General features: G+C 70.3%; 24 protein-coding genes and 11 pseudogenes. 13 read left to right on the top strand and 22 right to left on the bottom strand.

Going from position 1 to position 26,697, the window contains the following annotated elements; translation table 11 throughout:
- The first annotated feature begins 357 nt into the window (after positions 1 to 357).
- The 3 genes from ABT403_RS11905 (at position 358) to ABT403_RS11915 (ending at position 2,438) form a co-directional block, all read left to right on the top strand.
- Complete coding sequence (locus ABT403_RS11905; protein WP_344162424.1) at positions 358 to 789, top strand: DUF5958 family protein; 432 nt, start codon at positions 358 to 360, stop codon at positions 787 to 789.
- Between the two features lie 275 nt (positions 790 to 1,064).
- Positions 1,065 to 1,280, top strand: coding sequence for a hypothetical protein (locus ABT403_RS11910; protein WP_344162421.1), 216 nt, complete (start codon positions 1,065 to 1,067; stop codon positions 1,278 to 1,280).
- A 639-nt stretch (positions 1,281 to 1,919) separates the two neighbouring features.
- Positions 1,920 to 2,438 (top strand): hypothetical protein, encoded by a 519-nt coding sequence (locus ABT403_RS11915; RefSeq protein WP_344162418.1) that lies wholly within the window; start codon positions 1,920 to 1,922, stop codon positions 2,436 to 2,438.
- 702 nt (positions 2,439 to 3,140) lie between these two features.
- Here the strand turns inward: ABT403_RS11915 and ABT403_RS11920 are convergent.
- From ABT403_RS11920 to ABT403_RS11935, 4 genes are all read right to left on the bottom strand, one after another.
- Positions 3,141 to 3,251, bottom strand: coding sequence for a tautomerase family protein (locus ABT403_RS11920; protein ID WP_344162415.1), 111 nt, complete (start codon positions 3,249 to 3,251; stop codon positions 3,141 to 3,143).
- A 187-nt stretch (positions 3,252 to 3,438) separates the two neighbouring features.
- A complete protein-coding gene (locus ABT403_RS11925) occupies positions 3,439 to 4,338 on the bottom strand; it encodes a LysR family transcriptional regulator (protein WP_425580232.1) in 900 nt (299 codons plus the stop codon).
- A 268-nt stretch (positions 4,339 to 4,606) separates the two neighbouring features.
- Positions 4,607 to 5,518, bottom strand: coding sequence for an NUDIX hydrolase (locus tag ABT403_RS11930; protein WP_344162409.1), 912 nt, complete (start codon positions 5,516 to 5,518; stop codon positions 4,607 to 4,609).
- A gap of 62 nt (positions 5,519 to 5,580) precedes the next feature.
- Positions 5,581 to 7,581: an ATP-binding cassette domain-containing protein gene (locus ABT403_RS11935; RefSeq protein WP_344162406.1), complete on the bottom strand. Its 2,001-nt coding sequence runs from the start codon at positions 7,579 to 7,581 to the stop codon at positions 5,581 to 5,583.
- Positions 7,582 to 8,445: 864 nt separating this feature from the next.
- Here ABT403_RS11935 and ABT403_RS11940 point away from each other — a divergent pair.
- Positions 8,446 to 9,156: pseudogene (locus tag ABT403_RS11940) on the top strand (transposase); the annotation flags it as partial.
- On the opposite strand, the gene ABT403_RS11945 reads toward ABT403_RS11940, so the two are convergent.
- Both ABT403_RS11945 and ABT403_RS11950 read right to left on the bottom strand, forming a co-directional pair.
- Entirely contained in the window at positions 9,050 to 9,727 is a 678-nt protein-coding gene (locus ABT403_RS11945; protein ID WP_344162403.1) for a hypothetical protein, read from the bottom strand. The pseudogene ABT403_RS11940 and the gene ABT403_RS11945 overlap by 107 nt on opposite strands.
- Positions 9,728 to 11,053: 1,326 nt before the next feature.
- The gene (locus ABT403_RS11950) at positions 11,054 to 11,824 is read right to left on the bottom strand and encodes a class I SAM-dependent methyltransferase (RefSeq protein ID WP_344162400.1); all 771 of its coding nucleotides are present in this window, start codon (positions 11,822 to 11,824) and stop codon (positions 11,054 to 11,056) included.
- 153 nt (positions 11,825 to 11,977) lie between these two features.
- Here ABT403_RS11950 and ABT403_RS11955 point away from each other — a divergent pair, with 153 nt between their 5' ends.
- Positions 11,978 to 12,433, top strand: a complete 456-nt coding sequence (locus ABT403_RS11955; RefSeq protein ID WP_344162397.1) for a GNAT family N-acetyltransferase — start codon at positions 11,978 to 11,980, stop codon at positions 12,431 to 12,433.
- Positions 12,434 to 12,446: 13 nt separating this feature from the next.
- Here the strand turns inward: ABT403_RS11955 and ABT403_RS39020 are convergent.
- Positions 12,447 to 12,635, bottom strand: a pseudogene (locus tag ABT403_RS39020) (IS5 family transposase); the annotation flags it as partial.
- A 391-nt stretch (positions 12,636 to 13,026) separates the two neighbouring features.
- Between ABT403_RS39020 and ABT403_RS11960 the strand changes: the two are divergent.
- Positions 13,027 to 14,148 (top strand): serine hydrolase domain-containing protein, encoded by a 1,122-nt coding sequence (locus tag ABT403_RS11960; RefSeq protein ID WP_344162393.1) that lies wholly within the window; start codon positions 13,027 to 13,029, stop codon positions 14,146 to 14,148.
- 271 nt (positions 14,149 to 14,419) lie between these two features.
- Here ABT403_RS11960 and ABT403_RS11965 read toward each other — a convergent pair.
- From ABT403_RS11965 to ABT403_RS11975, 3 genes and pseudogenes are all read right to left on the bottom strand, one after another.
- Positions 14,420 to 14,726, bottom strand: a pseudogene (locus tag ABT403_RS11965) (hypothetical protein).
- 65 nt (positions 14,727 to 14,791) lie between these two features.
- Positions 14,792 to 15,612: pseudogene (locus tag ABT403_RS11970) on the bottom strand (IS5 family transposase).
- Positions 15,613 to 15,657: 45 nt separating this feature from the next.
- The gene (locus ABT403_RS11975; RefSeq protein WP_344158894.1) at positions 15,658 to 16,056 is read right to left on the bottom strand and encodes a Rossmann-fold NAD(P)-binding domain-containing protein; all 399 of its coding nucleotides are present in this window, start codon (positions 16,054 to 16,056) and stop codon (positions 15,658 to 15,660) included.
- A 240-nt stretch (positions 16,057 to 16,296) separates the two neighbouring features.
- Between ABT403_RS11975 and ABT403_RS11980 the strand changes: the two are divergent.
- Positions 16,297 to 16,577, top strand: a pseudogene (locus ABT403_RS11980) (IS110 family transposase); the annotation flags it as partial.
- Positions 16,578 to 16,579: 2 nt separating this feature from the next.
- Here the strand turns inward: ABT403_RS11980 and ABT403_RS11985 are convergent.
- A pseudogene (locus tag ABT403_RS11985) lies at positions 16,580 to 16,847 on the bottom strand (transposase); the annotation flags it as partial.
- A 113-nt stretch (positions 16,848 to 16,960) separates the two neighbouring features.
- The gene (locus tag ABT403_RS11990; protein ID WP_344158892.1) at positions 16,961 to 17,320 is read right to left on the bottom strand and encodes a hypothetical protein; all 360 of its coding nucleotides are present in this window, start codon (positions 17,318 to 17,320) and stop codon (positions 16,961 to 16,963) included.
- 141 nt (positions 17,321 to 17,461) lie between these two features.
- Here ABT403_RS11990 and ABT403_RS11995 point away from each other — a divergent pair, with 141 nt between their 5' ends.
- Complete coding sequence (locus ABT403_RS11995; RefSeq protein WP_344158890.1) at positions 17,462 to 17,953, top strand: hypothetical protein; 492 nt, start codon at positions 17,462 to 17,464, stop codon at positions 17,951 to 17,953.
- A gap of 356 nt (positions 17,954 to 18,309) precedes the next feature.
- Here the strand turns inward: ABT403_RS11995 and ABT403_RS12000 are convergent, their stop codons facing one another.
- The gene (locus ABT403_RS12000) at positions 18,310 to 18,699 is read right to left on the bottom strand and encodes a hypothetical protein (protein ID WP_344158888.1); all 390 of its coding nucleotides are present in this window, start codon (positions 18,697 to 18,699) and stop codon (positions 18,310 to 18,312) included.
- Positions 18,700 to 19,189: 490 nt separating this feature from the next.
- Here ABT403_RS12000 and ABT403_RS12005 point away from each other — a divergent pair, with 490 nt between their 5' ends.
- Entirely contained in the window at positions 19,190 to 19,927 is a 738-nt protein-coding gene (locus ABT403_RS12005) for a hypothetical protein (RefSeq protein ID WP_344158886.1), read from the top strand.
- 83 nt (positions 19,928 to 20,010) lie between these two features.
- On the opposite strand, the gene ABT403_RS12010 is transcribed toward ABT403_RS12005, so the two are convergent.
- Positions 20,011 to 20,565: a PI-PLC domain-containing protein gene (locus tag ABT403_RS12010; RefSeq protein WP_344158884.1), complete on the bottom strand. Its 555-nt coding sequence runs from the start codon at positions 20,563 to 20,565 to the stop codon at positions 20,011 to 20,013.
- A 651-nt stretch (positions 20,566 to 21,216) separates the two neighbouring features.
- Between ABT403_RS12010 and ABT403_RS12015 the strand changes: the two genes are divergently transcribed.
- Positions 21,217 to 21,378: a hypothetical protein gene (locus ABT403_RS12015; RefSeq protein ID WP_344158882.1), complete on the top strand. Its 162-nt coding sequence runs from the start codon at positions 21,217 to 21,219 to the stop codon at positions 21,376 to 21,378.
- Positions 21,379 to 21,458: 80 nt separating this feature from the next.
- Positions 21,459 to 22,109 (top strand): hypothetical protein, encoded by a 651-nt coding sequence (locus ABT403_RS12020; protein WP_344158880.1) that lies wholly within the window; start codon positions 21,459 to 21,461, stop codon positions 22,107 to 22,109.
- 23 nt (positions 22,110 to 22,132) lie between these two features.
- Here ABT403_RS12020 and ABT403_RS12025 read toward each other — a convergent pair.
- Positions 22,133 to 22,336: pseudogene (locus ABT403_RS12025) on the bottom strand (ATP-dependent helicase C-terminal domain-containing protein); the annotation flags it as partial.
- 22 nt (positions 22,337 to 22,358) lie between these two features.
- Between ABT403_RS12025 and ABT403_RS12030 the strand changes: the two are divergent.
- Positions 22,359 to 22,885, top strand: a pseudogene (locus ABT403_RS12030) (NF041680 family putative transposase); the annotation flags it as partial.
- A gap of 23 nt (positions 22,886 to 22,908) precedes the next feature.
- On the opposite strand, the gene ABT403_RS12035 reads toward ABT403_RS12030, so the two are convergent.
- On the bottom strand, positions 22,909 to 23,502 hold the full coding sequence (locus ABT403_RS12035) for a CbrC family protein (protein ID WP_351648801.1): 594 nt from the start codon (positions 23,500 to 23,502) through the stop codon (positions 22,909 to 22,911).
- 91 nt (positions 23,503 to 23,593) lie between these two features.
- Entirely contained in the window at positions 23,594 to 23,887 is a 294-nt protein-coding gene (locus tag ABT403_RS12040; protein ID WP_344158876.1) for a cupin domain-containing protein, read from the bottom strand.
- A gap of 390 nt (positions 23,888 to 24,277) precedes the next feature.
- Between ABT403_RS12040 and ABT403_RS12045 the strand changes: the two genes are divergently transcribed.
- Entirely contained in the window at positions 24,278 to 24,541 is a 264-nt protein-coding gene (locus ABT403_RS12045; protein ID WP_344158874.1) for a transposase, read from the top strand.
- Positions 24,542 to 24,787: 246 nt separating this feature from the next.
- Here the strand turns inward: ABT403_RS12045 and ABT403_RS12050 are convergent.
- From ABT403_RS12050 to ABT403_RS12070, 5 genes and pseudogenes are all read right to left on the bottom strand, one after another.
- Positions 24,788 to 25,061: pseudogene (locus ABT403_RS12050) on the bottom strand (transposase); the annotation flags it as partial.
- Between the two features lie 46 nt (positions 25,062 to 25,107).
- Positions 25,108 to 25,526: pseudogene (locus ABT403_RS12055) on the bottom strand (RacP protein).
- Positions 25,527 to 25,528: 2 nt separating this feature from the next.
- A pseudogene (locus ABT403_RS12060) lies at positions 25,529 to 25,603 on the bottom strand (hypothetical protein); the annotation flags it as partial.
- A 53-nt stretch (positions 25,604 to 25,656) separates the two neighbouring features.
- On the bottom strand, positions 25,657 to 26,208 hold the full coding sequence (locus tag ABT403_RS12065) for a YwqG family protein (RefSeq protein WP_344158872.1): 552 nt from the start codon (positions 26,206 to 26,208) through the stop codon (positions 25,657 to 25,659).
- A 15-nt stretch (positions 26,209 to 26,223) separates the two neighbouring features.
- Positions 26,224 to 26,490, bottom strand: a complete 267-nt coding sequence (locus ABT403_RS12070; protein ID WP_344158870.1) for a hypothetical protein — start codon at positions 26,488 to 26,490, stop codon at positions 26,224 to 26,226.
- Between the last annotated feature and the right edge of the window lie 207 nt (positions 26,491 to 26,697).

The following is a 26,697-nucleotide window of genomic DNA, read 5'->3' on the forward strand; positions in this document are numbered from 1 at the left end:
ACGGAGGCACACACGATGACGACCTTCATCCTCACGATCCCTTCTCTCGCTTCCGAAAATGAAGACAGCGCAGCCGCGTCAAACGTGACACCCCCAGGTGTGAGGACAGGCCCACCACACGGCCGCTCTGATGGGCTGGGGCATGCCGCTGGTGGCGTAATGAAGAGGGGTGCCCGGTGCCGTGGGCGAGGCTGTGCCGGCTGCCCCGCCGTCGCGGCGAAAGAGGTTCCAGTGAATGACGCGACGAAAACGAGCGAGGACCTTCCCGACCTCTGCGACATGTGCGGGGCACGTCGGCCGGGGCCAGATCGGGGTCATCGAGCCGGACCCGGGTGAACAACGTGGAATGATCACGACATGACCGCAACGAGCAGTACGGACGGCCAGGTCCAAACCGAGCTGGTCGTCAACGAGATCGCCCAGGAGCTCCGAACCCTGGACGACGGGGTGGCCTGGTTCTCCGCTCTCTCCCCGGCAAGCCGGCGGGAAGTACTGCACCAAGTCGGCGGCTACGCGATGCAGGCACACATCAGGGCCGCGGACGGCCGCGCGGGCGTGGCACGGTCCGGGGTGAAAGCCACCGCCAACCCCTCGGTGATGATCTGCATGGACCCACCCCGCTACGGGTTCTCCGGCCTCCCCGCCGACGAACACGTCAAAGCATTCCGAGTCCTCGTCTCGGTATTCGCCATCGCCGACACCCGCCGCAGACAGGCCCGCTGCAAAAACGCCTGCGGACACCCATGGCACAACCTGCCATCCGCCAGGAGCAGTCGGCGACCGTCGTAAGCGAGCACGGTCACCCGCTGACAATCAGCGCTGGCACCACGCCACCCATTCACACCAGCTCCTGGACCGTCCTCGACCCCGATACCAAGCGCGCCCTGATCCGCGACGAGAACACCCCCGCCCACATCCCCTCCTCATCACGGCTCTCGGGCGGTCCGCGATGGTCACCCTCGGCCGCTCTTGGCAGCCGCCCCACGGGCCAGGGCCGACCCGTCGGCACCCGCCATCCTGAATCTCAGCAGCGCTTGACGATGACGACGTGGGATCTTGCTCGCATGAACGAGAAAGCCCCGGACCTCGGCACCCCAGCCGACGACGACATCCTGGCCGGCCGCATCCTGCCAGGCATCAAGGCGCTCCGAGCGCACCTCGACTGTTCGCTCCAAGAAGCGTTCCTCGCCGTCCACGCGCGATATGAAGCCCTCCAGCTTGAACGGCCAGACGCCTTCGACAAGCCGCCCAGTGAGTACTGGACAGGCTTCTACTCCTGAGGTGCAAAGCCCGCAGCACACCGGAGGCCGGTGAAGCGGCCTCGGCGACACCTCCTACACGCAGGTCCTTCGACGCCCCCAACGGCCCCACCACCGTGGCCGATGTGCGGAGGACCTTGAAGCCGAGCAGCACGAGCAGGAGCCGGGGTAGGAGGGGCGCGGCGACGAGGACTAGGCCGTGGTCACCGAAGGGGGCCGCCGCGGCCCGTGCCCGGCCGAACCAGGCCGTGAAACGCACACCGGCCGTCCGGCGGTACTCCCCGCCCGTACCCGGCACGCACGCCAGCCGCACATGATCCCTGTACGACGACGGGGCCGACGGCCCGCACCCCGGAAGGTGTGGCCAGTACCCGGACTCAGGACTGCACCGACCCACACGAGTACTCGCGCTGACGCCGCGCTTCATGAAAAGCAGAAGATCGCCGAACTCGTGCGGGCCCGCTGGCAAGCCGCTGATCCGTGCCCGCCGGCGGGCCGAGGCCGAGGGGGGCGGCGGCGTGGTCCGGCATGCGGCATGCGGCATGCCGCGAGGGGCGACAGTGTGTGTGGGCCGCATTAGGGGTACTCCAACGGCAGGCGCTCGGGTGTGAGCGCCGACACCGCAGATCGGTAGCGCCGGGAGGGGGAGCCATGGGGCGTGTGGCTGCTGCCGCCCGGGCGGCGGCCGTGGTCATCGCCACCTGGCTGGCTCTGTGCGTGCTGCTGATCCTGCTGGTACCGCTCCTGCCGGGCCCCCGGCCCCACGGCACCCTCTGGTCCACGGTCCTCACGCTGTGGCTACTCGCACTGCTCCTCGGGCCGCTGATCGCCTGCGCCGCGCTGCGCGGGTGGATCGCCGGCAACCGAGCCGCAAGTCCAGGCGAACCGTTTCCTCTCGGGCCGTACACGCGAGCCCAGCAGGAGATGCCGGGATCCGGCGGACAGACGTGGCGGACGGACACCTCGCCTCCCCCGCCCGACGAGGAGACCCACTCCCATGCCTCGCCTGCCGCGGAGGACCCGGACACCGAGGCCCAGCAACCAGCCCGAGCGGAGGCGGAGCGGAAACAGGCAGCGGCCGAGCACGCCCGCGCACAAGCCGAGCGGGCGCGCAAAGAGGAAGCCCGGCGACGAGCGGCCCGCAACCGCCGACTACGCGAACAGGGCCGACGGTACTGACACCCCGCGATCCGTGACGGTTACGACGACATGGACGACGGCCTCCACCACCGCCCGCGAAGGCGGCCCCTCGCACGCGCCTGCCGGCGACGCCCGCCGCCGTGAAGCGGTCAGCCGGCCGCCACCGTGGACCCCGCCCCGAACGGCGGTACGCCGCCTGCGGTCATGTCCAGGCGGATCGCTGGAACCGCAGCGGGCGAAGGACCGCCAGATATTGCCTGTTCAGGGGCTTGATGACCAGGCCCTCGACCCCGGACACGTCGGTCCAGGTCTCCACGGGGCCGTCAGGGCGTAGTGGGTGAGCAAACTTCTCCGGTTCAGTCCTGCGGTCCCTGTAAGGCCGTCACAGATCTCCTCGCAGCCCTGCTGTAAAGGTCGGAGGCAACGAAGTAGGCGGCCGGCCACCGGGCGGCGAGGGTCGAGGCACCGCGCGCCGGCCGCAGCACGGCGCCGCAACACCGTAGACGACAGCCGGCCCTCCTCGGTGTCCCGGACGACCAGCTCGCCATCGAGGACGCGTTGGCAGGGCGCCCGCTGCTCGGCCGGGGCCGCCACCAGGTCCGGCCACCGGTCCTGGACCAGCACCTCGCGACGGGTCCGGACCACCACCGTGCCGCCCGGGCCGACCGGGGTGAACAGCCCGCGCCCGGTGCCCGTTCAGGTTCTGCTCGTTGGTTGCGTTGTGGGGCGTCCGCGCGGCCGCTACCGGTCGGCGGTGAGCTTGCCCGCGGCCGCCCAGCTGTCGGCGGGGACCTCGTGGATCCAGACCTGGACGGTCTCGGCGGGCAGCTGCCAGGGTGTCCACGAAGGCATCGGTGATCCGCGCGACCAGCTCGCGCTTGAGCTCGATGCTGCGGGGGCCCTGCTGGACGGTGACGATCGGCATGGTCTGCTCCTCAAACTGGCTGCGCCATCCGGCTCCTGATGTCCGGTCCGCGCTCTGGGAACAGTCCACCGCAGAGCCCGGCGGCGAACCAGACGAGCTTCGCTCTGGCAGCGATCACGATTCGTGATCGTGCGCGGCCCGCCCCCGGCAGGCCGCGACCAGCAGCTCCGGGTGCGGCACGCTGCGGCGCACCCCGAGCGCCAGCGGCAGGGCCAGCACCCGGTCCCGCAGCGGCCGGAAGGCGATCCGCGGATGGCTGGTCAGGCGGGCGTTGGCCGCGTAGACCACCGTCCACATCGGGGTGCCGGTGCCGATCGCGGCGAGCGTGTCCTGCAGGGTGCTGGACGCAGGGCCGGGGACGGGCTGGAAGCCGGCCCGGTGGCAGGCGGTGAGCACCAGGTCGACCAGCGCCGGATGGTTGCGGCGCTCGGTGAGCCGCAGCGGCAGCTCGGCGAGGTCCCCAAGGTCGAGCTCGGCACGCTCCGCGAGCGGGTGGCGGGCGGGCAGCGCGACCATCAACTCGTCGGCCGGCAGCGGCAGGAAGCGCACGTCATCGGTGCCTGCGGGAATCTCGCCGCGGACGAAGGCCGCGTCGAGGCAACCGTCCGCGAGCCTGGCGAGCCGATCCTGCACCGGGGCCGAGTGCAGTTCCACGCGGACCTCGGGTGCGTGCCGTTGGTAGGCGTCGAGGATCCGGTCGAGCCGCTCGCCGAGCCCGGTGATGGTTCCGAGCCCGAACGTCCGGGCACCGGGAGCGGCCAGTTCGACGGCCAGCGCCACGGCGGCCCGCTCGGCGGCCAGCACCTCCCGGGCGGCCGGCAGGAACCGTTCGCCGGACGCGGTGAGCCGGACATACCGCGGCGAACGGTCGAACAGCTCCACCTTCAACTCCCGCTCCAGCCGGCGCACCTGCTGGCTCACCGCCGGCTGGCCGAGCATCAACCGGTCGGCGGCCCGTCCGAAGTGCAACTCCTCCGCGACGGCGACGAAGCACCGCAACTGGCGCAGCTCCACGTGATCCCCCGGTTCCGGTTCCTGTCCTGGTCTGCGGCGGCCCGCGAAGGCCCCCGGGCAGCCTACGACCGGGCCGGGCCGCAGCAGCGCGTCACGCACGGGACCCGGCCGGGTTTCCCCGGCGGTGTCCAGGCGAGCGACCATCCCCGCGCGGGCCCCGTCCGTCGCCGCCACCGCGGGCGCGGGGTGGCCGGAGGCGGTCGGCAAGGGGGGATCTGGGCACGGGCAGCTCCTGAGCTGGGCGAAGCGCGAAAGGTTGCGGGGTGGGTCAGGACCAGCCGAGCTCCGTGTACAGACGGCCTGCCCGGATGCCGGCGAGGGCGGCCGCGGTGTAGGGGACCAGTGGCTGTGGAGGGTTGTCGGCCGGCGCCCAGGTCCAGTACACGCAGCGGTCCGGCTCCCGCACGACGGGCGTACCCCGCCAGGTCCGGACGCGGAAGTAGAACCCCACCATCGGCTGGGACCCCGGGGCGTCCACCATGTGCAGGACGTGGACCAGCTCGACGTCCGCAGGGTCGATGAGCAGCCCGGCCTCCTCCTGCGCTTCCCGTACCGCGCAGGCGACCGCCGCCTCCTGCTCGCAGTGCCCGGAGAGCAGCTGGAACGTCGAGGGGGCGAACGCGCAGTCGGGGTGGCGCAGCCCGAACAGGACGGTGCCGTCCTCCCGTTGGAGGAAGAGGTGGACGCCGACCGTGTTCGGGCGGGGCCGGCCGCCCCCGGCCCCCGCAGACCGTTCTTCGGTCTGCGGGGTGGGGACGGGGGTGCTGCGCTGGTGGAGGGCGATGACCTCGGCGGTCCAGGGGCACATCGTCAGCCACCGGGTCTTCGCCGCGTCGAACCAGCGGAACATGATGCCTTCGTGGCACGGCAGGGCGTCGGCGTCACCGTCCCAGGCGCCCAGGTAGACCCGGATCCGCCCGGTGCCGCCGTCGGGGCCGTGGGCGTCGACCACGGTGAACGGTGTGAGCGGGACGGACAGCCCGGTCTCCTCCAGCAGCTCCCGTTCCACGGCCTCTTGGGAGGACTCCTGCCCCTCGCGGTTGCCGCCCGGGATCGACCAGGTCCCTGGGTCGCAGATCCACGGCTTGTTGGCGTCCCTGAGGTGGAGCAGGTACTGCCCGTCCGAGCTGACGAGTAACGCGGCCGTTCCCTGGGGCTCGGTGGAGAGGGTGTCGTGCATCTTGGGCTCCGGGTTCGGTACGGGTGGAGGGGTGTGGTGGTGTGGTGGCCTGGGGGCGGCGGTCACGGGGTCGCCTCACCGGCTTCGGCGGCGTCCGTCCGGTAGCCGCTGGCCTGGAGGGTGAACATCGCGGCGTAGTCACCGTCCAGGCACATCAGCTCGGCGTGGGATCCGGACTCGACGATGCGGCCGCCGTCGAAGACGAGGATCCGGTCGCAGGCGACGACACTGGCCAGCCGGTGGGAGACGAGCACCGTGATCTGGTCCGGGCGCAGCCGGCCGCGGAGCACCGCCTCGTACACGGCGTGCTCGGACGGCGGGTCCATGCTGGCGGTCGGCTCGTCCAGGAGGAGGAGCACCGCCTCCTGGTACAGGCCCCGGGCCACGGCGATCTTCGCCCACTGGCCGCCGGACAGCTGCTGTCCGTCCTTGAACCGCTTCGACAGCACCGCGTCCCACTGCCCCGGCAGCGCGGCGACGACCCGGTCCGCCCCGGCAGCGCGGGCCGCGGCCATCGCCCGCTCGGGGACGACGTCGGTGAGGGTGCCGGCGCCGGCGGTGACGTTCGCCAGCGCGCTGAAGGGGAACCGCACGGGATCCTGCAGCACGCAGGCAACCCGCCGGTGCACGGACTGCGCGTCCATGTCGCGGACGTCGACGCCGTCCCAGCGGACGCTGCCGTGCTGGGCTTCGTACAGGCCCGCCAGGAGTTTGGCGCACGTGGACTTCCCCGAGCCGTTCAGTCCTACGAACGCGACCGTCTCCCCGGCCCGGAGGGTGAAGGAGATCCCGTCCAGGGCGGGGACGTCCTTGCCGGGGTACGTGAAGCGGACGTCCTGGACGGCGATCTCCTCGACCCGCCCCGGCGCCTGCACCGCGGACGTCCGGGACAGCAGGCCGCGGCAGCGTTCCTGGACGGCGAGGAGGTCGTCGACCCACAGGGCGTGCTCGTAGACGAGGTGGCCGACTTCGACGAGCCGGGTGAGCGAGGCGCGGCCCGCCTGGATGGCCAGGACCGCGCCCGCTCCGGCTGCCAGGGGGAGCCAGCCGGCGATCAGCATGGCGGCCAGCGCCGCGTACGTGATGCCGGTGCCGATGCCGCCCACCGTCCGGCCGGCGAGGTCGAGCGCGGCGGAGCCGACACCGAGCCGGGTGTCCTCCTCGGCGATCCTGACGGTCAGGCGGTGGTGCTCGTCCAGCAGCGCGTCCTGGACGGCGTCAGAGCGCAGCTCGGCGGCCGCGTCCACGTCGAGCAGCAGCCAGGAGAACACCCGGACGCGGCGCTGCAGGGCGTTCCAGCGTTTGAAGGACCGGAACCGGGCCCGCGCGTTGCCCACGGCGGCCGCGCCGACCGGCAGGACGGAAAGCAGGAGGAGGGGCAGGAGGGCGGGGTGCAGGACGCTGACGACCCCGGCGCTGCCGATGAGGCCGAGGACGGCGGAGAGGAGCGAGACGACCTGCCCGACGATCATCCGGGCGTAGAAGAGCCCGCGGTCGTTCGCGCGGTACACCTCGTCGTGCCAGTCGGGGTCCTCCACGGCTTCGAGACGCACATGGGCGGTGAGGCGCAGGAACTCGCACTCGAGCTCGGTACGGATCTTGGGCGTGACGCGCGCCTGGGCCACCGCGACGGCCGCTTCGAGCAGGGCGCGAGCGGAGAGGAATCCCGCCACGAGCAGGATCTGAGGAAGAGCCGCGCGTACGCGGTCGGGGGTGGGGCCGGCGGCGAACAGGTGCTGGAGGACGTGCACCGAGGCGACCAGGCCGAAGGCGGCCATGGCCGCCGAGCCCAGCTGGCAGACGACGGCCGTGAGGGTGGAACGGCGGTCCGCCTGCCAGGCGAGCCGCCCGATCAGTAACGTGATCTTGGGCAGACGGGCCAGGACCTGGGGCACCGTGGCGCTCGCGGCGGCGCCGTCGTGCACCGACCAGTACGCCTCCTCCAGCCCCTCGGTCACGTCCGCGTCCTGCGACGCGGTGGGCCCTGCCGCAGGGGGAAGGAGCAGCGGCGCGGGCCGCGGCCCGGGCACGGAGCCCGACGCCGCCTCGGCGGACGCACTCATGCCGTCCACCTGGCTTCCCGTCGTGGCCCGACAGCGGCCAGCCCCTGATCCAGAGGCCGTTCGAATGCGAGGGGAGCGTGCATGGATACAGATCGGTGAAGCATGACGTCCTCCGTTTGGACCTTTGGTTAGCACGGGTGCTCTAGAAACGTCGCGGCTCGACTGCCGTCACGACCCCTGGAAAGATGAATCGATCGAACGTGACTGCGATGGCCGCGCGCGGTGCAACTGCTGCCTGAGATATGCGGTTTGAGCTCCTTCGTTCGAGGGATGGCCGCCGTGGTCCTACCCGAGCGCGGGCTTGCGGGGCCCTCTGCACCTGCTGCGCCCGCGAGACGCGCTGAGGCAGGGGCGAGGCCCTCTCCGAGTGACGCCGCCCGCCCTGTGGCATCTCCGGGCCGGGCCTCCGTATGTGGTGGCCGTGACTCACGGAGTGCGAGCAGGGAAGCGCGATGGCCGTCGTTCGCCTGGGGGTTGCATGACGCGTCGACAGAACCGTCTCCTTCCATGTGGTGTGGCTGTGCTCCGCGGACGGACCCTCGCCCACACCACTGACAGTCCGGGGCCGCCAGCACCGGGATCCGGTCATCCCCGGCCCGCCCTGCCGTCATCTGCCATCCACAACCGGGTGGCCCTGACCTGTGGTGATGCTGAGCGAAACGATTCTTGAACTCCCCCGGCCAGCCCGGAATTCAGCGCCTGGGAGAGTGGCTCGATCTGGTTCGCGGCCGGGTGAAATCCCGGAGCGTCACGCTCCCGGGCAGCTCCGGCGGCTAACATCGACGCGGTCGGCGCACGTCCGGTTGAGGCCGCGTTCCGTCCTGGCGCCGCGACGGCAGACAGGCCGCTGCATTCGAACGCGGGAACACCAACGACCGCACCCAGTTAACCGCCGTGTTGGACGCGATACGGGTGCCCCGAACGGGACCGGGCCGACCGCGCAAGCGGCACGGCCACGTCATCGGCGACAAGGGCTACCGCTCGAAGGCGATCCGGACCCGGATTCGACGCCGGGGCATCGCCCACACCATCCCGGAGCGGCCCGATCAGGTCCGCTACCGGCCCCGGCGCGGCACCCGAGGCGGCCGCCCGCCGGTCTTCGACCAGCAGGTCTACGAGCGCCGCAACGTCCTGGAACGGTGCTTCAACCGCCTCAAGCAATGGCGCGGCATCACCACCGGATACGACACGTTGGTACTCTCACGACGACGATCCGGAGGACCGGCCGAGTCCCGGACCCGCAACGTGCTCTGCCGCTGCGAGCCGGAGGAACTGCGTATGGGCAAGTTGGGCTCCGACGTCTCCGCGCCCGTGAGCGTCGCCGTCACACTCGCCCGTGCCCCGGGTCCACGAAGCGGACCACTCCCTGGCCGGCACCGCCACCCAGCGCCCGAGGTCTACCAGGCCTGCGCCCGGTACATCCCGGACATCACCGTCCTGGCCACGGCCCGTTCGTCCGCAGGTCAGATCACCGGGGGCCGAAGGCGGGGGGCCTCTGATTGTCACCTGGAGTGCCAGCATCGCCGTGCTTCCACTCCGGGTCGTACGCGCAGGGCACGGAGGCACTGCCGGTGAAGTACTCGCGGTCCGGGTACCACGTGAAGGACATCCGCTCGGTGGCGTCGTCCCGCTGGACGAACATCTCCCAGGATCCGCCCTGCTTGCCTTCGCTGTAGGAGGTGACCTCCCAGCCCTTGCTCTTGAGGTACTGGTGTAGTCGGCGGAGGCCGGGGACAGCCTGGTTGGCCGGCACGTGGTCGAGTGCCCAGCTGTGGCTCATGGAGTAGGCGCCGTCGATGGTCTTGTCGTCCAGCCCCAGCAGCCCGCCGTCGTAGCAGTATTCGGAACCGAGTGTGTTCTCCGTGCTGACTCCGGTCTTTTCGACTCCCGGGCTGATGGTGCGGGTGAAGCCCAGAACGGTGTAGGCCTCCTGGGAACGCTGGAGGGCACGGTCCGCCATCTCCTCGGGCGCGACGCGGGGAAAGTCCTTCGACGCTGATGCGCTCCACGCGAGCATGCAGACCACAAGGAGCACACCGATGAGCACGGCCCCGCCGCAGCCAAGAATTCCGGGTGTGCGCGAAGAGGCCTTCGACTTGGGCGCGTCCGAGGTGGCGGTGGGGTGGGGCAGGGTCTCGTCGGGCATGAGCGCACCTTAAGCAGGCACGGGTGCTCGGCGGATGAGTGCGATGACCGGCTTGGCATGAGTACGTCTACTCAGGTGGCATGCGCCCGTATGGGCCGTACGGTCGCCCAAGGACCGGGGCGTCGCAGACTGACCGGCCACTGCAGCGGCTGGTCTCCCGTACGACGTCCTTCAGGGCCACGGCGGCTGCCCAGTGCGGGAGGCGGGGGCCGAATTGCCCCGGCTGTCTGCCCGCCTGTGTGCGAGCGTCTGCCTGCCTCACGGCCGCCCAGCCAGGAGGCGGGCGGCGCCTGCGTCCAGCACGCGCGTTCCTGCGCGGTGTCCGACTGAAGCCGGGTCGGACGTCGGCCGGCGGCCACCGCGCGCAGCGCCGTGCCCCCGTCGGGTCGAGGACGATCGCGTGAACGGACAGATGCCACAGTCGTGCACCCGTCGTGGAGGGCGGCGCGTTCGGCGTCTAGGCGGATGCAGACCGGTGCGTGGCTGAGGGGAGTAGGCCTCCATTGCGGCATCGACGATGTGCGGCCTTTCCGCTGGTCCCGACAGAATCATGTATCAGTCGCGGACGAGCCGTTGGCCGTCGGATCCTCCGGCCGTGCTGGCGGCATGCAGCCGTTCGTCCTCCGCAGCAGCCCGGTCCCGCGCCGCACGGATTCGCCTCAGCAGCTCATCTGCGTCGATCCCAGCCATGTGCGGGACCCTACCGAGCCTTCGCCGCCCCGAACAGGGCGCGTCCAACGACTTCGGGCCGCCAGGTGCGGACCGGGAACCACACGCCCGCCAGGAACGGGTCACCTGCGCTGCATAGCCGCTCAAGCCGCCCCACGACTGCCAGGAGCAGCGCCAGCCCCGCCCAGACCGTGGCCCCCGCCAGGAACACTCGCACGGCCCGGAGGGTGTGCACCTCCGGCGCCGGAGGACGAGGCCTGGGAACTCGCCGTCCCGCTCCCCCGTCCCGTCGAGCCGGCACCCGCAGACGGGGTGCTGTAGCGCATGTGGAGAGTCGTTTCACCAGTGAACCGCCCTGCCCAGTCAGGTGAAACCTCGCCGCCCGTACGCAGACGCGCCTGGCGCTGGGCGGCCCGGTGGTACCGCCCCGGATCGCTCCGAGCACCGGCGCTAGCCCGCACACGCAATATCGGCACGGTCCGAGTCGCCATCACCTGGACCCCGATCACGCTGATGACCCGGCAAATCACCCGCCGGACCGACCAGCCCGCCTCATGCGAAGCCCAGCGGGACTGACCACGGTCACCGGCGCACGACCGCCAACCCCGCCTTCCGGCTCATAGACCCTCGCATGGACCGGAGCGGCCTGTCAGCATCTCATCCCGAGCCGGAGGCCGACGGCGGTACCTCGACGACGAAGAACAGGAAGCAGGGCCTGGTCGAAAGACCATCGAAGTCATCGGGGAACAGCTCACGGGCGGCCGGGTCGGGCTGCGGCTCGCTGATGACAGAGAGGCGGAATCCAGCGGTGGTGAAGGCATCGGTCATGGCGTGCAGCGGCTTGCGCCAGAACCTCATCGGCACGGACTGCCCGTTGAACGGCCAGTCGAAGGTATAGCTGGTGGTCGCGAAGTAGTCCGGCCGAGGGTCCTGGAACGTGTAGGCCACGAAAGGGTGCTCCACCGACGCGAGCAGCCGGCCCCCGGGCCTGAGCACGCGCCGCAACTCGGCAAGCGTCGGCCCCCAGTCCTCCAGGTAGTGCAGCACCAACGACGCGACCACGTCATCGAACGCACCATCGGCGAACGGCAGAGGGTCGCTCAGGTCGGCCACGTGCAGGGCTACGTCATCACCGAGCCGCCGCCGGGCCAGCGCCAGCATCCCGGCGCTGACGTCGATGCCGGTGACGACCGCACCACGGCCGCGCAGTGCGGCGGACAGGGGACCCGAGCCGCAACCGGCGTCCAGGATCCGCCGGCCGGCCACGTCTCCGGCGAGGGCCAACATCGCCGGCCGCTCATAGTACGCGTTCACGAGGCTGTTCTCGTTCTCCGCCGAGTACGCCTCGGCGAAACTGTCGTAGTCGTTCACCTGGGCCAGATGTGCAGACTGGTCGAATCTCTCCGGCACGCCGGTTAAGCGTTTCATCATGTCAGCCTAAAGGGTGTTGCAGAAGGTCGCTGGTCACGGGCCATGGGGCTGTGTTTCCATGCCGCGGTGAAGAGCGAGAGTGTGTCCGGCGCGGACGTACCCCCCAGTGTCCGACAGCGGAATGATCGCGACCTCACTGACTGTGTGCGGGTGCTGGCCGAGGTCCATGAGCAAGACGGCTATCCGGTGAACTGGCCGAGCCTCCCAGGGGCATGGCTCACGCCGCCCTCGCTCATTGCCTCGTGGGTGGCGGAACTGAACGGCCGCATTGCCGGCCATATCGGTCTGTCCCTGAGCAACGCAGGAGACGCGGCACCTGGGCTGTGGAGCGTTCGCGCAGGGGTGAGTATCGACGCGACCGCCGTGGTCAACCGTCTGTTCGTCGCTCCGTGGGCTCGTGGCCACGGGATCGGTGCGCTGCTGGTGGTGCGGGCTGCCACAGAAGCACAGGATCGCGGCTTGCATCCGGTGCTCGATGTGGTGGCTTCCGACACTGCTGCGGCAGCTTTGTACGATCGGCTCGGCTGGCAGTTGCTGGCCACAGTCGAACAGCGGTGGAGCCCGGAGCAGAAGGTGGCGGTCCGGTGTTACGCGGCGGCAACGTGACTGGTCCCCCTGGTCACAGCCACTCGTTGAGCACTGCTGTCAGCACGGTCGCCTCGTAGCGGACGGCGAGCGTGTCGTGCCGCGTGACGACGGCGCGGTGGCGCTTGAGGCGGTTGATACCGCAGTCAACCGCGAGGCGCTCGTGGTAATCGGTCTTGTCGAACTTCGGCGGCCGACCGCCGCGCGCACCGAGCGTCTGCCGGCGTTCCCGAGCTCCTCTTCAGCACCGTGTTGGATCCGGGCGTGAAGTGCCTGCCCGCCGCCGGACTCCGCGAGGTCCGGGCCGGCGCCCCAGCAGATCTCCCGGTAGGCGTCGGCGTCCATCGTGGTGGGGGGCGAGGACCGCCCGGAAGATGGTGAGCGCATGTTCTCCTCAGCTGCTGATGGGAGAGAGAGCCAGGCCGCGGACACGCCGTCGCACCATGGCCCGGTCGGCTCCAGGGGGCGCACTCGGCTTCAGCTCGCAGTGAACCGGCCAGTCGGCGAGGCACCGCCCCGGGGTGCGGGCCCAGGGCGTCGTCGGGGTCGGGTCAGGGGCGGGTGGGGGTACGCCCCCATGGCTTGGGGATCTTGGCGGCGGCAGGCTTGCCGGTATGACGAACCTTGTGAACTCCTGCTCCCCCAAGTCCCGTTGGCTCCCCCTCGCCGCCGCCTGCGCGGCCCTCGCCACCGTCACCGCCGCGGCCCTCCCCGCCTCGGCCGCCACCGGCGGCGACCGGGCCCTGCTCCCGGCGCCGGCCGCCGTCGGCGACCGCTACCCGGTGGACGAGGCCGGGCTGGCGAAGCTGATGGCTCCGGGCCCCGAGGCGAACGGCACGATGGTGCGGGTGACCGGCCCCGGCACGCGGTGGGTGAAGGCGGTGGGGCCCGTCTCCCAGGACCCGGCGGCCTCCTTCCGGATCGGCAGCATGACGAAGATGTTCACGTCCACCGTCGTGCTCCAGCTGGTCGCCGAGGGCCATCTCGGCCTGAACACCCCGATCGCCGAGGTCCTGCCCGACCTCGTTCCGGCGGCCTGGCACCCGATCACCGTCGGACAGCTGCTCAGCCACACCAGCGGGCTGGGCCTGCCCTGCGGGGAGCTGAAGGACGGCATGGGCCTGACCCCGCAGGGGGTGGTGGCGGCCTGGACGAAGGAGGGCTGTCCCGCGCCGGAGTACCCCGTCACACGCCAGCAGTACAACGGCGGCAACTACTTCCTGCTCGGCCTGGCCATCGAGAAGGTCACCGGCCGCTCCTACGCCGACGAGGTCCAGCGCCGCATCGCCCGCCCGCTCGGCCTACACCACACCTATGTCCCCCGGGCCGGGGACGCGTCCATGCCGACCCCGTCGCTGGCCGAGCCAACCCCGCAGGAGCCGTGGGCCTGGGCCGAGGGCGGCATGATCTCCAACGCCCCCGACGTGGAACGGTTCATGAAGGCCCTGCTGGGCGGCCGGCTGCTGCCGCCGGCCCAGCAGGCGCGGCTGACCGAGCTGCCGGAGCTCGCCCGGACCGCCAAGCTGCCGTTCAGCGCGGCCGGCCTGATGACGGCCCGACTGTCGGACGGCACCCGGGTGTGGGGCAAGACCGGCAGCATGGCCCAGTACACCAGCGGGGCCTTCGCCACCGCCGACGGCCGCCGAGTCGTCACGTACTCCTACCTGCCCACGCCGGAACTGACCTCGGACCAGGCCGTCGCCCGCGCCGTCGCGCTCATCGAAGCAGCACTCTGACGAGCCGGCACGCGCCGCCCGGCGGGGTCGGGTCGGGCGCAGACCACGGCTCCGCTGGGGGGAGCGGGTCGCTCGTACACCGGTTGCCTCCGCTCGCGCGGAGAGCACGGCCGGACCCGGTCGGCTTCGACGAGCGCGCACGTGGGGGCGTACAGGTACCAGTCGGCTTGGGCATGGGCACGGTGGATGAGGCGGGAAGCGAGAACGTTGCCCTGGCCGGCTGCGGCCATCGCCGTGTCGTCCGTGACGATGTACACGGTCACGGCGTCACTCACGGGGCGGCGTCCTGGGCCAGGCGCCGGTCCGGCTCGCTGTCGAGATGCTGCTCCTCAGCCGAGGTCGGCGCGTAGCCATTCCACTCCTTCAGCGCCGCCCGGGCCTGCGCGCCTACCTCGCGCGGCTCGCTCCTCTGGGGTGAGCAGGGATTCCGCGAGCCGCGCGAGGGAGGCGCGCAGCGACAGGCCCTCCACAGCCGCCAGGGCGGCAAGCCAGCCGGTCCCGGGTCCAGAGGGGTACGTAACCGTACCCGTACTACGGGTACTACGGTGTCTGAAGGCGACCCGGTGAAAACACGGCATAGGGGTGCCGACGGGGCGACGCACAGACGCAGCCGGCTCTCCGCCTAGGAGTTGTCGTCAAAGTGTCACGCCCACATCAGGAGCGATCCGAGGGTGACGGCTGCTTGGTAGGACTGGGCGGTACCTGGTGGCGATGCCGCGCCACTGCTTGAGCCGGTTGAAACACCGTTCCACCACGTTGCGGTGCTTGTAGACCTCACGGTCGAAAGCCGGCGGGCGGCCACCTCGGCTGCCGCGCCGCGCCCGTTGGCAACCTGGTCGGACCGCTCCGGGATGGTGTGGGCGATGCCCCGGCGTCGGAGCCAGGTCCGGATCGCCTTCGAGCTGTAGCCCTTGTCGCCGATGACGTGGCCGGGTCGCTTGCGCGGCCGGCCCGGTCCTGTGCGAGGCACCCGTATCGCGTCCATCACGGCGGTGAACTGGGTGCAGTCGTTGGTGTTCCCGCCGGTCAGGACGAAGGCCAGCGGCCGGCCCACTCCATCGCAGGCAAGGTGGATCTTGCTGGTCAGCCCACCTCGGGACCGGCCGAGGGCCGGGCCGCGGAGCCCCCTTTTCGGGCCCCGGCCGCGTGCTGGTGGGCACGCACGACGGTGGAGTCGACCGACACGAGCCACTCGATATCGCCCGCGGCATCCGCTCGCGCCTGAGCTGCCTGAAGCATCCGCTCGAAGGTCCCGTCCGCCGCCCACCGGCGGAAACGCGTGTGGAGGCTGGCCCACGACCCGTACCGCTCAGGCACGTCCCGCCAGGCGACCCCGGTCCGGAACTTCCAGACGATCCCGTTCAGGACCGTCCGGTCATCCAGCCGCGGCCGCCCGAAAACAGGCCGGGGCAGCAGCGGCTCCACGAGTTCCCACTCGGCATCGGACAGTTCATGGCGACGTATCACGACACCATGATCCACAACCCAAGATCACTTTGACGACAGACCCTAGGGCCGATCCTCCCAGGGGCGGACCCGCCCGACCACGTGGAGTCGGCGGTCCAGCGGATCACGGAGCGCGGCCAGGACGCCCTCGCTGATCTCCTTGTGGCCGAGCCACCGGGTGTCCGGCGCCTGTCCGGTGAATCCGAGGATGACGCTGCGGTGGCGCTTTCGGCTCAGGGCTTCGGGCGCTCGGGGCGGTGGCGCGGTGGGCGCTGCGGCCCTGCTTCCGAGGACCTCCGCTACGAGCGCGTCGTCTGAGAGCGTGTCGGCGACGGCGGAGTATGCGTGCGGCCGCCCTTCGGCATGCACCCACAGCACGGCCAGCCGGAACGGTCCCGTGCGCGCGGCGGCACCGCGCAGCGCCGCTGCGAATAAATCGGGCTCCGTGTAGTCCGCGGTCACCGGTACCAGGAGACCGCCGTTGACGCCCCGGGTCCCCAGGGTTTCCGGCCCTGGGGGGCCTTCGGGACGCGACCACGGTCGTGTGGCCCTCACGCACCAGCGTGGCCACGGCCGGGGCCAGCATCCCCGTGCCGCCGACCACCAGCACCGGACTCTGCACGGCCAACTCCTTCCGAACTTGTACTGGGGTGGGCTGGCCCGTCCCACGGATGGTCCAGTGAGGGCAGCTCCGTCCTCGACCAGCGCGAACTCCTGGCCGGACGGATCGAGGAACTCCTGGAGGCCCACCCTCTTTCGAAGGTCCTGACCTCGATGCCAGGCATCGTCGTCAGGACCGGAGCCCGGATCCTGATCGAGGTCTGCGACGGCAGCACCTTCCCGACCGCCGGCCACCTCGCCGCCTACGCCGGCCTCGCCCCCGCGACCCGCAGTTCCGGGTCCCCGATACGCGGCGAACAGGCCTCTGGAGAGGTAACAAGCAGCTCAAGAGGGCTTTCTTCCTCTCCGCGTTCGCGGCCCTGGGCGAGACGTCGATGGCCAGGACCAGCCGGCCGTCGGCCGCCCGCTGCAGCGGCACGTCGACCAGGGCCCGGCGTGATCGGGCGACATCCATCCAGCCCGGCGTAGAGCAAGCCGTGACCTCTGCAGTGCCCGGGCGCCAGGGCGAGGTCGACCAGCGACCGCACCGGCCCGCCGGTGCACAGGACGCCGTCGGTCAGCTCGAACGATGCGTCCGGGCGGGCGGTCAGGCAGTCGTAGAAGGCTGACCGGAAGCCGGACAGCACGGACAGATAGTCGACGCGCGCGGCGTCATCAAGTACACGAAACTTCACGGCCTAGGTGATGATCACACTGCCTCAGTAACGCCCGTGATCACGCCCACGGCTGTACTGCAAGACTCGAATCATGCTCGCTCAGCAGGCTCGGGAACAGGCGGCAGCGACCATCCCGGCAGGCGGGCGGCGGGGCCCAGATCACGTCCATCGAGCACTTCGATGTCTGTGACACTCGTCGCAGACGGATCCAAGCTCAGCCAGATGACGTCCTCGCCGTCCCGCTGCAGCTGCGCCATCTGAGACCCCGATGAACCCAAGGGTGCGGTCAGCAGGTTGGTGCAGGCGGGTGTGCACGTGCACGGACCGTAGTACGGCAAGTCACCGATGACCTCGGCCAGGGGATCGGCCTCAGCACGAAGCAGCAGGACGATCTCAGCAACAAGTTCCGGGAAGACATCTGCCAGTCGTGGGTACTTCACTGCGGTCATGGCATCGAACGTACACGTCGCTACTACCTCGCAAACCCAGACGGAGATTGCTGAGGCCTGAGGTCAAACAACAAGTTCAGTGCCTGTTCCGATCTCGGTCCCAGTGAGAGGTGGGGCTCACCTGGTGTTTAGGGTGCGGGCATGGCTGTCCCTGAGATCATCCCTATCGCCCATGAGCCGGACTATCGGACGAGCACCATCGGCCGGTTCAACGGCGGCCAGTTTCTGGCGTCGGTCACCTATGCACTCCCGGATGGGTTCGCGATGGGGGACGGCTGGGAGGAGCAGAAGCGGCTCTTCGTCGTGCTGCACAAGTTCGACCACGACGGGCACCACCAGGAGTCCGACATCTGGTGCGCCGGTACGTGGGCAGAACAGATCAAGCGTCCGTATGACGAGTGTTCCGTGGTTGCCCGCGCGGAAGCCCGGCTGGCCGACGTCCTCGCCGGCCTCGCAGAGCGTGAGTACTGCGACATCGCGATCCAGCCGTTCCAGCTCACCGTTGATGGCGTGGTCTTCGGCCTCATCACGGAGTGCCATGCCGAGGACGAGGACGGCGAGCACGACTGGGCTGAGCTCTATCCGGATCGGTTGGGCTTCTCAGCCCCGTGGAACGGCGAGTACGCCACCTGACAGACCGAACGGTCAGCGCAAGGGCGCGGGCCGAGGCAGCTCCGGCCCCGGTTGCCGCGCCCATGACTGGGACGGTGCAACCCTGGAGGGCCATGCGGCCAGGGGCAGCTCAGTGGAGGACAGGGTCACAACCGCGACAGCGGCGCAGAGGTTGGCGCGGGCATCGGTCGGTGCGGGCATCGGTCGGTGCGGACCGGCTGGATGTCCTCGCCCCCTGAACCTCGTCTTACCCGACGTCGGCCGCGACCTGCTCGATGTACCTCTTCAGCGGCTGGAACCCCCACGCGGCCCGCAATGCCTCGGCCCTCGTCCGGGTTCACAACCGGGGGGAACGAACGTGCCGTCGGCCCCCTGTGTCAGCTGGGTGCCGAAAAAATACGCTCCCGCCCCTGGGCGATCCCTACCCGGTCCTCCAGCAGAGCGCCGTGCTGCGGATCGGCATCTCCCGCAGTCACGGCGGCCGAAAGCAACTCCAGGCACTCCTGTTGGAACTCGGTCTGTCGGTCGGCGTGTTGAGCGATCAGCCAGGCAGCCCCGGCGGCCTGTCGCCCTGTCCGCTCGGCCGCCGGGGCCAGCCGTACGGCTTGGTCTTCCTCCTGGCGCCGCAGCAGCTCCGCGGCCAGGGCCTCGTCGATCGCCGGCTGGGGTCGCATGGCTGCAACGCGGTCGATCATCTCGAACAGCTCGCCAGCCAGCACTCGGGGGTCCTCGGGGAGGTTGAGCCGGTCGAGCGCGTTGCGCTCCACCCAGTGGACCGTGTGTTCGGGCGTCCCCTGCACGGCGAACGGCCGGTCGACGTGAGGGGCGAGAGCGGCTCCTGTACACGCGACCGGTGCCCACGACCACGGCGGATCGGCCGAAGGCCCCCCTGCTGCGGTGGGAGCGGGGCTCCACGGGTCGCCGTCCTCCTGGGCGTGTCCCAGCGGACCGCCCAGCGATGGGTCACCCGCAAACCGGGCAGCCAAGGACGCCCGAGCCCCGCCACGAGCAGAAGATCGCCGAACTCGTACACGCCCGCTGGCAGCCGCTGATCCGTGCCCGCCGGCGTGCCGCGGCCGAGGAGGGCGGCGTGGTCGTCCACCGGGCCCGTGCCGAACCCCTGCCGGAGCTGTTCGTACTCGTCCGGGTGTTTCACCGGCACCTGGTTGCCGTTACCAGTGGTGCAATTTGGAAGCGTGGACTTCGCCGGGGCGGGGAATCCGCTGGTGACAGCCGTGCCGCTATGGGAGACGTTTCATGGACTCAGGCAGGAAGACCCCCGACCACCGGGTGAAGGCACGCGAACGCCTTCCGCGCCACGAACGCCGCGGCGAGCCCCGGCTGCCCGCGGTACTCGCCACACTGGCCGCGATCCTGCTCTACCTCGCCCTGCCAGAACAGCTCCTGTTCGCCCCCCGCTTCATCCTGCCCGCGCTGGAAGCACTGCTGCTCATCCCGCTGATCGCCATCAACCCGCGCCGCATGACCCGGCAGAACCACTTCTCCCGCACCGTGTCACTGACACTGGTCGCCCTGATCGGCATCAGCAACCTGGTCTCACTCGGCCTCCTCGTGCACGCCCTGGTCACCGAGAAGGCCCAGCAGGGCGGCCCCCTGCTGCTCGCCGCACTCCAGGTCTGGGCCACCGGCATCATCGTCTTCGGCCTGGCATTCTGGGAACTCGACCGCGGCGGCCCAGTCGTACGCACCCAGGCGGAACGCTCCGAACTGCCGCTAGCGGACTTCCGGTTCTCCCAGGACGAGAACGACGACGCCATCGAGGAGGTCGCCGACGGCTCCTCCCGCGCCAGCGACTGGGTCCCCACCCTCATGGACTACCTGTACGTCTCGGTAACCAACTCCACCGCCTTCAGCCCCACCGACACCATGCCGCTGTCCACCCGGGCCAAAGCCCTGATGGCCATCGAGAGCATCGCCGCCCTCATCACCTCCCTCCTCGTCATCGCCCACGCCGTCGGCGTCCTCGACAAGTAACCCTCGTCGAGCTCCCCGCCCGCGCCCCTCGTATGCCCCACCCCTGAACGAACCGTCGAAGAACCCCGTCTTCGAAGGTCTGTTCAGGGTGAACAAACCTTGCCTGGGGCGAATAGGTGAAAGAGAGTCCAGGTTCCGGCACCCGGTGGGTTGAGGCATTCGCCGGTGAGGCGGGAGGTGACCAGACGGGTGCGGATGGTGTCACGGTCCTCGAACAGCCGCGCCTGGGGGTAGGAGGCCAGCAGGTCGAGGTTGGGCATTTCGGTGGAGTAGAACCGCACCCGCTCCCACTCGGGCCGGCCCTCACTCTGCAGGGCGTCGAGGGTCTTGGCGACGGCGGGCACCAGAGCGTGGGTGTCCGCCGACTTCAAGTCCAGCAGTACGCCCATGCGCTGCGGGATCCGTCGCAGTGCCTCGCGCAGGGTGGGCAGGGGCGTGGGCCGGGTGCGGTAGAGGTAGCCACCGGAGGCGTCCTTGAACTGGTAGCCGGCGTTCAGTCTGGTCAGTTCGGCGGTCCAGCAGTCGTCCAGGTGGGACTTGTAGTCATCGAGGACCGAGGGGTGGTCCTGCCCCTGGCCGGTGAACAGATCCTCCGGCTTCGAGGCGTCGGCGATCCGTTGGACGGTGTGCCAGGCCATGCCCAGCTGCCACTGGACCGACCGCAGGCTGTGTCCAGGTCCAGCTTTCAGGAGTGCGTGGACGGCGGCATGCCGGGCCCTGGTGCGGTCGGCGAACCGGTCCCCGGTCGACCACGGTGAATCGGACGGTGCTTCTCCCTGGACGGACTCAGGTTCGGGTTCCGGGCGCTCAGGGACAGGGGCGCGCAGGCAGTGGCGGTGCTGGGAAACTGCCCGCTCGGCGGCCTCGCTCAGGTTGTGCCAGAGGTGCCACCGGTCCGCAACCTGGACGGCCTGCGGGGCGGGGCTCGGGTTGGCGCTGGCTGTACGGGATCTGCGCGACTTCAAGGCACCGGTTTCGACTGAGCAAACTGGAGGCGTTCGAAACGCACGTGCTTTCGGCTTCGTGCTGGCGCGGGCCTCGGCAGGACTGGCAGACGGTGGACGGCCCTCGCCTTGCGGCGGCCTCCAGCGGGCGGCCGACGAGTCGGACGACGAGTTCCGGCCCGCGCCCGGCGGGACCGTAGCCGGGCTGCCGGCGGACTACGAGCTGGCGACCGGGGAGACCGACGAGGCCGACGCCGACATCGCCGACCTCGGCCAGGGCGTTCCCGTCCCCTGGGGGTGTGCCGTGGTTTCCCGCCGACGTCGAGGGGTAGGTCGGAGCAGTGGGTGCTGCCGCACCTGATCGAGGAGAGCGCATGCCACGGCGGCCACGCCGACATCATCCACGAGAGCCTGGACGGCGCCACCCTCTGCCCGCTGATGGCCGCCGCCGATCAGTGGCCCGACCCGTGGTTCGAGCCCTGGGTGCCCGCCGCGCCCGCCGGCTGAGGGCTACGGCCGTCGGATGTCGTGCCCCATCGGGCGGGCATGGTCGAGGCGCTCTTGCGGACCGGTCCTACGCTGGAGGCATGGCCACCGATCCCTTGCTGAGACAAGGCCCCGACTCGACGGATCTGGTCCTGCGCGTTGGCCCGGCCGGCCCGACGTGGAACGTGTTGGCCTCGGCGGGGCCGGCGCTGTTCACTCCGCTCGCTCTGGGCGCGCTGACCCTGATCGTCGCCCTCTGGATGGCGCTGGCCGGGGCGCGGGCGTCGACCGTGTTCGTGGTGGTGGGGGTGATCGCCGGGCTGGAGTACCTGCTCGGCTGGCTGGCGCTGTCCTTTGCCCGAGCCCGGGACATCCTGCGGGTGGAGTTCGCGCCTGCCGGGGTGCCCGCGTCTCTGCGGTTGGTCCGGGCCTCCGGGCCGGACGACTGGCTGCCCGTCAAGGCCCTGCGCGAGGTGCAGCTGACCCTCAAGGTGGTGGAGCCGTACCAGGGGGACTACAAGCCGGCCGTCTCCACGCTCGCGGTGGAACTCGTCCTGCGGGGCGGCCGCGAGGAGCTCACGCTCCCGTTCGTCGGCGACCCGCAGCGGCTCGCCGACGCGCTGAAGGCCCTGCTCGGCCCGGCTGGGGTCGTGGTGATGCTGCGCACCGAGCGCAGCACGCGCGATCGGCCGCAGCCCAACTCCGGCTGGACCTCCGGAGGTTCGGCCTCGGCCGGCTCGGGTGGCGGCTGACCCCGGGCTGGCTGTGGCGCTCCCCGGTTGGGCGTATGGAGCCGCCGGATCGGCTCGGCCGCAGCCGGGTCCTCCGGCCACGGTTGGCGGGGGGTAGCGACCGCGAAGCTCGGCCCGCACGGCGCGGTGGCCCTCGCGCCAGAACGACGCGGGTCGCCGGTGACGGCGGCCGGGTGCCCAGCCGGGGAGGGCAGGTGGACGGTCAGCGGGGCCCGCCCGTCGGCCAGCGCGAAGGCGACGGTCGCGTGACTGCCCAGCGGCGGGGTGAACAAGCCCGTTCGGCTCTGGTGGTCCCGCACCAGGGCCAACCCTGAGGACGTCGACCGATGGCGGCAGGCCTTCCTGCGCTGGTTTTACGTGGAGCACACGTTCCGCCTGCTCAAGCAGACGCCCGGCTGGACCCGGCCAAAGCCGCGGGACTCCGCGGCGGCCGACCGCTGGACCTGGCTCGCCCTCGCCGCCCACCCCCCACTTCGGCTCGCCCGGCCACTCGCGCGCGACCTCCGTCGGCCGTGGGAGCGGCCAGCGGAACCGCACAGACTCCCCCGCCCGAGTCCGCCGGGGTTCAGGAACCTCCGCGCGAAGACGGGCACTCCAGCCCGTGCACCGAAACCCACTCGACCGGGCCCCGGCCGCCCACCCGGCTCGAAGAACCGGAGGCCCCCACCCGATACGACGTGGAACGCGTCCTCGCCACAGGCGGGTCATACGCCCGACCCGCACAGCGCAAGAAGGGGACGGACGAAGTCCCGGCGCACGACCAACGAGGGCCGTGATCACGGCACGGAATAAGCCGCTGTCAGCTGATGTCCCAAGAGGCCAGACTTGTGTTGCAGTGCAAGCAGCGGAACAGGTAGGCAGTCGGCTCGCCAGTGCGGTCCAGCCCCCGCAAGAACTGCTCGATATCCGCCGGCGCCCAGCCGTGGCGCCGGCGATCTTCACGGAGCATGGTGAGGGCCTCTGGGTGGGCCTCAAGCTCGCGATACCCGGCAGGGCCGAGAAAGGCTGCGCCATCGCCACAGTGGTACAGCCAGGTCTCCTGTTGCCAACCCGCAAAGCCAGGAGTGCGTCGGGTGATTTCTTCGACGACCGACAGAGGCACGTCGTCGGGGACGTCGACGGCATCGCTGAACATCGCCGCCATGTCGGAGTCGCCATCGCCTCCGCCTGAGACGCTCAGGGCGAGTGACGCTGCCCCGGAGTGAATGCAGTGAAGGCAGAGGGAATCAGGTTGCCGGCCATACACAGGGCCTTGGTAGCGGATCTGTTGACGCACGCCACAGACACTGCAGACATGTTCAGTGGGCACCGCGGACCCGGTAGCCAGTGGGTCAGGGTGGTATCGGAAGGTCGGCTCTGCCACAGGACCATCATCCCAACCAGAAAACGGCACCGCGGAGCCGGTATCCGAATGCCGCAGACCGCAGACCGCAGACCGCGATGCAGCATCCGCTCACGCGAAGATCAGACGTTGATCGGCAAGCTCAGGCATCGGTGTGCGGGTGCGGCAGAGGGCCGAGGATTTCGATGTGGTGGCGGGCGGCGGCGTGGCCGAGGGCTGCGGGCTCGAGTCGCCCCGGCGCAGGGAGTCGGCGCTCGCGGGCCGGGGCCCCGACGTCCCTGGCGAAATCCTCGAATCCGGACGGTGTGGTGACCGGCCGGCAGCGCAGGGGCTCCTCGGAGCCGACGACGCACGTATGGGGCAGGACCAGCGGCAGGAGGACGAAATCGCCGGGCACAGTAAGCGGTCCGTCGCCCGGCAACTCGGCATGGGTCACAGCACCGTCCTGCGGCTCGCCGGCACGGCTACGCCTGAGGCTCTGTTCACCGGACAGTGGCCGAACCGCCGGACCGCCCTGGACCCTTACAAGCCCTATCTCCATGACCGCTGGCAAGACGGCTGCACCAGGCCTGGCGGCTGTGGGAGGAGATCAAGGAACAGGGCTACTCGCATGGTTACGCCAGCGTCCGCGACTACATTCGCTCCGTGCTGCGGGGCAGTCCCCAGCCCATCGGCCCGCGGCCGCCGACGGCCCGCACCGTCGCCCAGTGGATCCTCACCCACCCCGACGCTCTGCGGGAACCAGATCGAATCCAGCTCAAGACTGTCCTGGCCGCGTGCCCCCGAACGTGATGTCCTGGCCGCACACATGCGCTCCTTCGCCCGCATGCTCACCCAGCTGGAAGGTCACCGGCTGCCTGAATGGATCGAAGCCGCCAGCACCGCCGATCTTCCCGCCCTCCAGTCGTTCGCCCGCCACCTCGAACGCGACCTGGACGCCGTCGTCGCCGGACTCTCACAGCCTTGGAACTCCGGAGTCGTCGAAGGCCACGTCAGCCGGATCAAGATGCTAAACGTCAGATGTTCGGCCGAGCGGGATTCGAGCTGCTACGGAAGCGCTCCTGCCGCTGGTCACCCGACAGTTGGCTGAACAGATGGGCGGCTCCTTCCAGCACCTTCACGGCATCGTCCGGATCCATCTGATCGTCTTCGCTTCCCTCGATGAACCACAGGGCACCGACCAAGCCCTCGGCCAGGGCATGGGTCAGGGACGGATATACGGGCACCACAGTGGCCTCCCAGCAGGTCGACGGCAAAGTCCGGCCATACCATCAGACTCCGCTGACATCACTTTCCGTGAGCCTCCACAGAAGGTGGACCAGAGCCACGTCTCACCTGCGCAGCCATCGCGGATATGGCCGACGATGCCGCAGGCGGCCCAGCGGGCCATGAACCCCCCAGACGGTCCGCCAGAGCGGGTAGTCCGCCGGCAGGGCCCGCCATTTGCAGCTGGTGCCGGCCACGTAGCGGAACGCGGCGACGATCTCCGGGCGGTGGTGCTTCTCGGGCCGGCCACCGACTGTGGTCTCGCAGGCCGGAACCGGGAGAAGGGGTTCGAGCAGGGCCCATTCAGCGTCGGTGGGGTCCGAGGGGTGGCGGCGACGGCGCATCGCGGCTGGCCTTCAATCCAGTGCTGCCCACCCGGGCAGCAAGAGGTCAGAAGCTGTTGACGAGGTCGAGGGTGGACTCGATCGAGTTGAGCTGGGCGATGATGTGGCGGACCCACATGTCGCCCGGGTGGGCGGCGGGGTGGGGTGCGACAGTGCCGGTGATGAACCGGCGGAACTCAGCAAGCTTCTCCTTGATCACCTTTCCTTCGTATGCCTGCGGAGCGACCCGTTCGGCTCCGAGCTGGTAGCCGTTAGACCTGCTCCATATCAGCGAGGGGTCAGCCTTGGTCCGCGATGACGTCCCGCAGGGCGGCCAGTCCGGCCCTGACCTGGCTGGGGGTGGGGTCGCTGGCACGGGTGAGCTGGTGGAAGAGCAGTCCGGCGGGGCGTGCTTCGAAGAGCACGGATCGGACCGTGTCGGGTACCGCAGAGCGGCCTCATCCGGCGCCGTGAGGCGCGGGGCATGGCTACTGGCCTCGCAGGAGGGCGGCGGGCACGTCGTCCATGTCGACCTTGCCGGTGTCGACGGCGTTCAAGATCCAGTCGAGGGTGGCTTCTCTGAACTACGCACCCGGCATGGTCCTTGGGACGGCTCTCAGCGCTGCCAGAGGAACGCGGCCTGACGGCAGGGTTGGCAGTTGAAGAGATAACCGCGCCCTCCGCCGCCGAAATTCGCGGAGGTGGCGAAGTCGTGGCCCTCCTCCAGCTCGGCCGTGAAGGTCATGCGGGCTGCGCACGACGGACAGTCGGGGGTCTCGTCACCCTGGATCCAGTCAGGCTCCCCGCCCACCCGTCCGAGAGTCGGCTCCTCCGTGGGGTCGTCAGCGGGATGAAGGCGCAGAGAGGTGACCGCGCCCAAGAGCGTCTCGCCGTCGGCCGGGACAGCGGCCGGGGTGAGCTCACCGGAGAGCAGGTAGGCGCGGTTGGCGCCGGCCGTGGCGTCCCAGTCGTCGCACATCCCAGGATCGTTCTGGCAGAAGAACACCGCGACCACGCCGATGTCGAGGGGGAGATGTGCGAGGAACTGCATGGCCCCGCCGCACTCGCGGCACCTCGGCCAGACGAATTCAGCCGGGACCAGCGGGACTCCGCCAGTGCGCGGCGTGGGCGCATCGGCAGTGGTCTCGCCGTCGTAGATCAGAAGCATGGCCAAAGCCTAAGGTCAGCCTCTTGGGCCAGGGGTCGGGGTCGGGTTTGCAGTGCGGGCGGCGCTCTGGCCGAACGTCGGCATGCCAAGGCTGACCGTGGTGGTTCGGCGGGTTGCTTCGGTATCGAGCCGGGTGAGCTTGTCCTGGGCGCCGGCGAGGCTGACCTGAAGACCATCGCCTTCGCCGAGCCAGCCTTCGCGCTCGGCCTCGGCGATCCGGGCGATGAGGTTGTCGCGGATCTCGACGAGCCGCTCGCGCTGTGCCGGGTCGGGCCTGCGCATCGAGAGCACCGGATGCAGGCATGCTCGTGGACGCATCGCGGTGCCGCGCGCGGGCGCACGTACCGACGGAGAGCTTGCGTTTCTCCAAGTGCGCCAGGAAGGCATTCCACTCCTCGCTGGGCCGCAATGCCCGGCGGCGGGCGATGAACGCCCGGTGAGCCTCAATGGCCTCGGCCGGATAGACCGCGTTGTAGTTCATCGTGGTGG

The organism is Streptomyces sp. NPDC000075 (assembly GCF_040301925.1).
Taxonomy (GTDB): domain Bacteria; phylum Actinomycetota; class Actinomycetes; order Streptomycetales; family Streptomycetaceae; genus Streptomyces; species Streptomyces polychromogenes.

What these genes read in the sequence shown, in the direction of transcription:
- ABT403_RS11920 (WP_344162415.1), bottom strand. Translation starts at nt 3,251, where the DNA reads ATGCCTTCGTGGACACCCTGGCAGCTGCCCGCCGAGACCGTCCAGGTC.
- ABT403_RS12010 (WP_344158884.1), bottom strand. Translation starts at nt 20,565, where the DNA reads ATGGCCTGGCACACCGTCCAACGGATCGCCGACGCCTCGAAGCCGGAG.
- ABT403_RS11905 (WP_344162424.1), top strand. Translation starts at nt 358, where the DNA reads ATGACCGCAACGAGCAGTACGGACGGCCAGGTCCAAACCGAGCTGGTC.
- ABT403_RS12020 (WP_344158880.1), top strand. Translation starts at nt 21,459, where the DNA reads ATGGCCACCGATCCCTTGCTGAGACAAGGCCCCGACTCGACGGATCTG.
- ABT403_RS11935 (WP_344162406.1), bottom strand. Translation starts at nt 7,581, where the DNA reads ATGAGTGCGTCCGCCGAGGCGGCGTCGGGCTCCGTGCCCGGGCCGCGG.
- ABT403_RS12045 (WP_344158874.1), top strand. Translation starts at nt 24,278, where the DNA reads ATGCTCACCCAGCTGGAAGGTCACCGGCTGCCTGAATGGATCGAAGCC.
- ABT403_RS11990 (WP_344158892.1), bottom strand. Translation starts at nt 17,320, where the DNA reads ATGACCGCAGTGAAGTACCCACGACTGGCAGATGTCTTCCCGGAACTT.
- ABT403_RS11950 (WP_344162400.1), bottom strand. Translation starts at nt 11,824, where the DNA reads ATGAAACGCTTAACCGGCGTGCCGGAGAGATTCGACCAGTCTGCACAT.
- ABT403_RS12070 (WP_344158870.1), bottom strand. Translation starts at nt 26,490, where the DNA reads ATGCGCAGGCCCGACCCGGCACAGCGCGAGCGGCTCGTCGAGATCCGC.
- ABT403_RS11910 (WP_344162421.1), top strand. Translation starts at nt 1,065, where the DNA reads ATGAACGAGAAAGCCCCGGACCTCGGCACCCCAGCCGACGACGACATC.
- ABT403_RS12005 (WP_344158886.1), top strand. Translation starts at nt 19,190, where the DNA reads ATGGACTCAGGCAGGAAGACCCCCGACCACCGGGTGAAGGCACGCGAA.
- ABT403_RS11930 (WP_344162409.1), bottom strand. Translation starts at nt 5,518, where the DNA reads ATGCACGACACCCTCTCCACCGAGCCCCAGGGAACGGCCGCGTTACTC.
- ABT403_RS11995 (WP_344158890.1), top strand. Translation starts at nt 17,462, where the DNA reads ATGGCTGTCCCTGAGATCATCCCTATCGCCCATGAGCCGGACTATCGG.
- ABT403_RS12065 (WP_344158872.1), bottom strand. Translation starts at nt 26,208, where the DNA reads ATGCTTCTGATCTACGACGGCGAGACCACTGCCGATGCGCCCACGCCG.
- ABT403_RS11945 (WP_344162403.1), bottom strand. Translation starts at nt 9,727, where the DNA reads ATGCCCGACGAGACCCTGCCCCACCCCACCGCCACCTCGGACGCGCCC.
- ABT403_RS11960 (WP_344162393.1), top strand. Translation starts at nt 13,027, where the DNA reads ATGACGAACCTTGTGAACTCCTGCTCCCCCAAGTCCCGTTGGCTCCCC.